We start from the raw sequence: 6,517 nt of genomic DNA on the forward strand, positions 1-6,517 counted from the left end.
GGGCCCCGCCCGTATCCGGTTCAGCCCCGGGTGGGGAGCGAAAACGGAGGCCGGTGCGAGCGCCTGCGCGAGCGGGGGGCGGGCCGCAGCAGCAGCGACAGCACCACGGCCGACACCAGCAGGCCCCCGACGAGCGTCGCGAACAGCGTGTGGTGCCCGGGGCCCAGCGCGAAGTGCGTGAGGTACGCCCCGAAGAGCGCCCCCAGGACCCCGCTGACCAGCACCGTTCTCGACGCGGGCAGTCGGTCCGCGAAGGTCCGTACGGCCGCCGCGGACAGCGCGAGTCCCAGCAGAGCAGAGCCGAGCGCTTCCAACAGCAGCATGGAGGTGCCTCCCACACGTCAGGGCAAACCGGGTCACTGCCGTCCTACCCGAAGCGGAAGAAAGGGAAACGGCCCGGTGGGATCAACCCACCAGGCCGTTTCACTCAGTTCCGGTACCCGAGGTACCACCGCGTCAGAGCGCGCCGAAACCGACCTTGCGCGCGGTCGGCTCGCCCAGGTCGACGTACGACAGGCGGTCGGACGGCACCAGGACCTTGCGGCCCTTGACGTCGGTGAGGCTCAGCAGCGGCGCCGTACCCGACAGCGCGGCGGCGACGAGGCTCTCCAGCTCCTCCGCGCTCAGGTCGCTCTCCAGCACGATCTCCCGGGGTGCGTGCTGCACGCCGATCTTGACCTCCACGGCTTTGTCCCTCCGACGATCCGGTTCGCGCGATCAGCCGCGCCGTACGCGGTCCACATTAGCCCGGAGAGGGGACGGGAACCGCGCGGGCCGGACACGCTGGCAGCGAACAGCCGGGGGTCAGACGCCGCCCTCCGTGCCGTGCAGCGGGAAGCCGGCGATGCCGCGCCAGGCGAGCGAGGTCAGCAGGCCGACCGCCGTGTCCCGGGCGACCGGGCTCTCGCTGGACAGCCAGTAGCGGGCCACGACCTGCGAGACCCCGCCGAGGCCCACGGCCAGCAGCATCGACTCGTCCTTGGACAGCCCGGTGTCCTCGGCGATCACGTCGGAGATGGCCTCGGCGCACTGGAGCGAGACACGGTCGACGCGCTCGCGCACGGCCGGCTCGTTCGTGAGGTCGGACTCGAAGACCAGCCGGAAGGCGCCGCCCTCGTCCTCCACATACGCGAAGTAGGCGTCCATCGTCGCGGCCACGCGCAGCTTGTTGTCCGTCGTCGACGCCAGCGCGGTGCGCACCGCCAGCAGCAGGGCCTCGCAGTGCTGGTCCAGCAGCGCCAGGTAGAGGTCGAGCTTGCCGGGGAAGTGCTGGTACAGCACCGGCTTGCTCACCCCGGCGCGCTCGGCGATGTCGTCCATCGCGGCCGCGTGGTAGCCCTGCGCGACGAAAACCTCCTGAGCCGCGCCCAGCAGCTGGTTGCGTCGGGCTCGGCGCGGCAGTCGTGTGCCCCGCGGACGCGCTGCCTCGGTCTGCTCGATGGCTGTCACGCCGCCTCCCACTTTCTCTAAGAACACAGTGCGCTCTGCGCCGCGCCGCCATCGTACTTTTCGGTAACCGAATCTGGAGGGTTCAGGCCGAGTTTTCTCGCGGTACGGACGAGCAGGAGACGCTGGTCAGGGGTCGGTCGGCGGTCGGTCAGCGGTCGATCGGCGGCTGGTCAGCGACTGCTCAGCGGTAGTCGTCCTCGTCGAGCGGCACCACCCGGGCCTGCTCCACCGCGTCGCCGTCGGCGGCCTCGCCCGTCGACGTGCCCGTGACCGGGTCGTCCTCGTCCGGTCGCAATTCGGCCAGCTGCTCCGCCACATCCGCCTCCGGCGCCTCGGGGTCGAGGACTTCCGGGGAGGTCTCCCGGAAGGTGTCCGGTTCCGCAGGGTCGACAGTCATCCCGCTCCCTCACTTCCTTGTCCACCTACGAGCCTAGGAGGATCCCGCATACCCCGCTATGCGGAAGGCATGCCGCCGTGACCGCGCTGTGACCGCGAACACAGGAAGTGGAGCGTGATCCTCTCGTAACATTGCCGCATGTCTTCGACCGAGCTGCCGGGCGTACGGTCCACCACCGACCCCTCCTTCCCGGCGGGAGCCGTCCGGACGGCCGACGGCGAGCAGCTGCGCACCACCGTGCTGCCCGGCCTGGAACTCGCCGTCCGCTCACGCCGCCCCCTGCGGGCCGGCCTGCCCCGCGCCCTGTTCATCCACGGACTCGGCGGTTCCTCGCAGAACTGGTCGGCGCTGATGGAGCAGCTGGCGGACACCGTCGACGGCGAGGCCCTCGACCTGCCCGGCTTCGGCTGGTCGCCGCCGGCCGCCGACCGGGACTACTCCATCACGGCCTTCGCCCGCGCGGTGATCCGCCACCTGGACGCCGCCGGACGCGGCCCGGTCCACCTCTTCGGCAACTCCCTCGGCGGCGCGGTGTCCACCCGGGTCGCGGCCGCCCGCCCCGACCTCGTCCGCACCCTGACGCTGGTCTCGCCCGCCCTGCCCGAGCTGCGGGTGCAGCGGGGAGCCGTACCGACGGCCCTGCTCGCCCTGCCCGGGACCGCCGCCCTCTTCGCCCGGATCACGCGCGGCCTGACCGCCGAACAGCGCACCCGGGGAGTGACGGACCTCTGCTACGGCGACCCCTCCCGGGTGACGGCGGAGGGCTTCGCCCACGCGGTGGAGGAGATGGAGCGGCGGATGGCCCTGCCGTACTTCTGGGACGTGATGACCCGTTCCGCGCGCGGCATCGTCGACTCCTACACCCTCGGCGGGCAGCACGGACTGTGGCGGCAGGCGCAGCGGGTTCTCGCACCCGCCCTGCTGGTCTACGGTGGCCGGGACCAACTGGTCTCGTACCGTCTGGCGCGCAAGGCCGCCGCGGCCTACCGGGGTTCGCGGCTGCTGTGCCTGCCGGAGGCCGGGCACGTGGCGATGATGGAGTACCCCGAGGTGGTGGCAGCCGCCTTCCGGGACCTCCTGCACGACACCGGCGGGGCCGGTACCGACAGGAACACCGAAGACGGCAGAGGCTGAGGACCGTGGGACGACATAGTCGCAAGGACCCCGCCCCGGCCCGCCCGGCGCCGGTGCGGACCGTCTACGTACCGGCACCCGAGCCGGTCCCGTCGCCGTACGGGGAGCAGCCGCCGCGGACGTGGCCCGAGCCCACCGTCACGCACGGCGGGTACGCCACCGCGGACCGCCGCCCGCCCGCCCCCGGCGCGCGCGGCGGCCACCCCGAGCAGGACGAGCCCGGCGGCGCCCGGCCCGACTCCGTGTACGGCGACTGGCACGGCGTCCCGCGGGCCCGCACGGCGACCGCGACCGCGGCGCGGCCCGCCCGCACGGACACCGACACCCCGGCCTTCGGCACCCCCGCGGTGGGCTTCCCGCGGGTCACGCTGGAGCCGCCCCCGCCCCGCGCGCCGTCGGCGGGGTCCGACGCCCTCTCCTCGACGGGCTCGCACCGCCGCGTGCCCGGCCCGCGCAAACCCGTACCGGCGCCGGCGCCCGCCGCGGCGCCGGCCGCTCCGGTCGAGGACCGGCCCGGTTCCGGCCGGGGCGTGAAGGTCCTCACGTACACGGGCATGGCCGCGGCCGCCGTGACCACGGTCCTCGCGGTCGTCGTCGCGGGGCAGGTGGCCGCCGACCGCGACAAGGACACGGCCGCCTCCCTGGCCGCGACCGACGACGGCGCGGCCCGCGCCGCCGACAGCGCGGCGCCGGCCTCCCGGTCCGACGGCCGCCCGACACCGGACGCCCCCGCGGGCACGCCCGCCGCGGCGCCCGCGGCGGAGCTGACGTACGAGCAGAGGATGGCGGAGCAGCTGCCCGTCGACGCGAAGCTCACCGGCCCCGGGACCTTCGACACCGTGCCCGGCGTGGCCAAGGCGCCCGGCAAGGGCAGACTCGTGCGCTACCGGGTCGACGTCGAGCAGGGCCTCGGCATGGACCCGCAGCTGTTCGCCGAGGCCGTGCACCGCACCCTGAACGACCCCCGCAGCTGGGGCCACGGCGGCACCAGGACCTTCGAGCGGGTGCCGGGCGGCGAGGCCGACTTCGTGATCACCCTCGCGAGCCCCGGGACCACCGGCAAGTGGTGCGCCAAGTCGGGCCTGGACACCACCATCGACAACGTCTCCTGCGATTCGGCGTCCACCGAGCGCGTGATGATCAACGCCTTCCGGTGGGCGCAGGGCTCGCCCACCTACGGCCCGGACCAGATGTTCGCCTACCGCCAGATGCTGATCAACCACGAGGTCGGCCACCGGCTCGGCCACGGGCACGTGAGCTGCCGGACTCCGGGCGCGCTCGCGCCGATCATGCAGCAGCAGACGAAGTCCCTCGACATCGACGGAATCGCCTGCAAGCCCAACCCCTGGGCACATCCCGGCAGTTGAGGCATCCGTTGACCCGATCGCGGGCCCGCGCGGCAGCGGGGCCCGCAGTGGCGGACGCGAGCCCGTAGCCCTTTCTAGCGTGCTCGAACGCGAACCGTACGGGAAAGTTACGACTCTTCACCCCTTCCGGTGGCGCGACGGACAACCGTCCGTCGCACCTCCGACGGATCCGCTTGAGTTCTTCCGCGGCGGGTCGCCGGGCCTACGGCGACCGCCTGAACGGGAGATCGGGGGTGCCACTCGTGCGGATCGGACTGCTCACGGAAGGTGGTTATCCGTATGCGACGGGCGAGGCGAGGCTGTGGTGCGACCGGCTCGTGCGCGGGCTCCCGCACCACGAGTTCGAGCTCTACGCACTGAGCCGCAGCGCCGAGCAGGAGCGCGGCCGCGTCCCGCTGCCCGAGCACGTCACCCGGGTCCGCACCGCCCCCCTCTGGGCGCCGGCCGACGACGGGCGGACGTACTGCCGGCGGGAGCGCAAGCGGTTCGCCGCCTGCTTCAAGGAACTGGTCCACGGCATCTGCGGCGGCGACCCCGGCTCCTTCGCGGCCGGCCTGTACGGCCTCGCCGAACTCGCCGCCGAGCAGGGCGGGCTGTACGCGGCGCTGCGCTCCGAGGCCGCGGTGCGGGCCGTGGAGTCCGCCTGCCGGGCGCCCGGCGCCGGCCGCTCCGTGCAGGCGGCCCGGGTGGCGGACCTGCTGGAGTTCGTGGACGAGCTGGAGCGCATGCTCAGGCCGCTGTCCCTCGACTGGTACGAGGAGCTCGGCGCGGTCGACATCTGCCACGCCGCGGCCGGCGGCGTGGCGGCGCTCCCCGGACTCCTGGCCAAACGCTTCTTCGGGGTGCCGCTCCTGGTCACCGAGTACGGGGTCCGGCTCCGGGCCCACTACCTCGGGAACGGGACCGGGGCGACCCCCGCCGTACGGGCCCTGCTCGCGGCCTTCCACACCCGGCTGGCCGGCGAGATCTACGACCGGGCCGACCTGCTGACGCCCGGCAACGCGCACGCCCGCCGCTGGCAGGAGCGCTGCGGCGCCGCCCGGGACCGGGTGCGCACGGTCCACCCCGGCATGGAGGCGGACCGATTCGCCACCGTCGGCGAGGCCGCGGACTGCGGGGACCCCGACACCCTGGTGTGGGTCGGGCGGACCGAACCCGCCAAGGACCTCGTCGGGCTGCTGCACGCCTTCGCCGAGGTCCGCAGGGCCGCACCGCAGACGCGGCTGCGCATCTTCGCCACCGGGGAGGCGGCCCCCGGCTACCTCGCCGACTGCCGCTCCCTCGCGGCGCAGCTCTTCCCCGACGAGGCCGCCGACGCCGTCACCGCCGGGGAGAACCCGGTCACCTTCGAGGAGGTCGGCGGACCCGAGGCGCCGTCCCCGGCCGAGGCCTACGGCGCCGGGCGCGTCGTAGTGCTGTCCTCCGTGGTCGAGGGCTTCCCCGGCACTCTCGTCGAGGCCATGTTCTGCGGCCGGGCCACCGTCTCCACCGACGTCGGCGCGGTCCGCGAGGTCATCGGGGGGACCGGCCTCGTCGTACCGCCCCGCAACCCGCGCGCCCTCGCCGACGCCTGCCTCTCCCTGCTGGGCGACCCCGAGCGCGCCCAGCGCCTGGGGGCGGCCGGCCGGGCGCGGGCCCTGGAGCTCTTCACCGTCGAGCAGAACGTCGCCGCCTTCCAGGAGATCTACCTGCGCCTGCTCGCCCGGGGCTCCGCCCGGCCGGACGGGGAGGTCCCCTTCGCCCAGCCCCCGGAGGCCCGGGTCCCCGGCCACTGGACCACCCCCACCTGGGCCCCGGCCCCCCACCCGGCCCCGGAGGCAGCGGTATGACCACCCTGGACCCGCACGCCGTCGCGGGGGACACCGCCGCACCGCCCGCCGTCCTGCGCCGGCGCGCCGGCGGCGACCCCGTCAAGGCCCTGCTGCACCGTCACCGCGCCCTGTGCGAACGGGCCGTGGACCCGCTGGAGATCGCCGCCGGCCTGGAGGCCCACGGCATCACCGACCGCACCGCCGGCCGCTTCCGCCACCGCGACGTCTTCGCCCTCGCCGAGGAGCTGTACGCCCGGACCCCGCGCGGCGAGGCACCCCCCGCGGCCCCCGGTCCCCGCGCCGCCCCGGCCCTCGGCGGGCTCCGCGAACTGCGCGCCGCCGGCTGCGCCGTGCTGCCC

7 protein-coding genes and 1 pseudogene are annotated in these 6,517 nt (G+C 74.6%); 4 read left to right on the forward strand and 4 right to left on the reverse strand.

Annotated elements, in window-relative coordinates; genetic code table 11:
- Positions 1-20: 20 nt before the first annotated feature.
- From ACFWUQ_RS30795 to ACFWUQ_RS30810, 4 genes are all read right to left on the reverse strand, one after another.
- On the reverse strand, positions 21-320 hold the full coding sequence (locus ACFWUQ_RS30795; protein WP_384544600.1) for a hypothetical protein: 300 nt from the start codon (positions 318-320) through the stop codon (positions 21-23).
- 136 nt (positions 321-456) lie between these two features.
- On the reverse strand, positions 457-684 hold the full coding sequence (locus ACFWUQ_RS30800; protein WP_384544590.1) for a DUF3107 domain-containing protein: 228 nt from the start codon (positions 682-684) through the stop codon (positions 457-459).
- 120 nt (positions 685-804) lie between these two features.
- Positions 805-1,449, reverse strand: coding sequence for a TetR/AcrR family transcriptional regulator (locus ACFWUQ_RS30805; RefSeq protein WP_384544592.1), 645 nt, complete (start codon positions 1,447-1,449; stop codon positions 805-807).
- Between the two features lie 181 nt (positions 1,450-1,630).
- Positions 1,631-1,846, reverse strand: coding sequence for a hypothetical protein (locus ACFWUQ_RS30810; protein WP_384544594.1), 216 nt, complete (start codon positions 1,844-1,846; stop codon positions 1,631-1,633).
- A gap of 138 nt (positions 1,847-1,984) precedes the next feature.
- Between ACFWUQ_RS30810 and ACFWUQ_RS30815 the strand changes: the two genes are divergently transcribed.
- From ACFWUQ_RS30815 to ACFWUQ_RS30830, 4 genes and pseudogenes are all read left to right on the forward strand, one after another.
- Complete coding sequence (locus ACFWUQ_RS30815; RefSeq protein WP_384544596.1) at positions 1,985-2,980, forward strand: alpha/beta fold hydrolase; 996 nt, start codon at positions 1,985-1,987, stop codon at positions 2,978-2,980.
- A gap of 5 nt (positions 2,981-2,985) precedes the next feature.
- Positions 2,986-4,347: a DUF3152 domain-containing protein gene (locus tag ACFWUQ_RS30820; RefSeq protein ID WP_384544598.1), complete on the forward strand. Its 1,362-nt coding sequence runs from the start codon at positions 2,986-2,988 to the stop codon at positions 4,345-4,347.
- A 242-nt stretch (positions 4,348-4,589) separates the two neighbouring features.
- Positions 4,590-6,176: a GT4 family glycosyltransferase PelF gene (pelF, locus tag ACFWUQ_RS30825; protein ID WP_384544602.1), complete on the forward strand. Its 1,587-nt coding sequence runs from the start codon at positions 4,590-4,592 to the stop codon at positions 6,174-6,176.
- Positions 6,173-6,517: pseudogene (locus ACFWUQ_RS30830) on the forward strand (hypothetical protein); the annotation flags it as partial. The gene pelF and the pseudogene ACFWUQ_RS30830, both read left to right, overlap by 4 nt.

Origin of the sequence: Streptomyces sp. NPDC058662, from assembly GCF_042716255.1 — a bacterium.
In the GTDB taxonomy this organism is placed as follows: domain Bacteria; phylum Actinomycetota; class Actinomycetes; order Streptomycetales; family Streptomycetaceae; genus Streptomyces.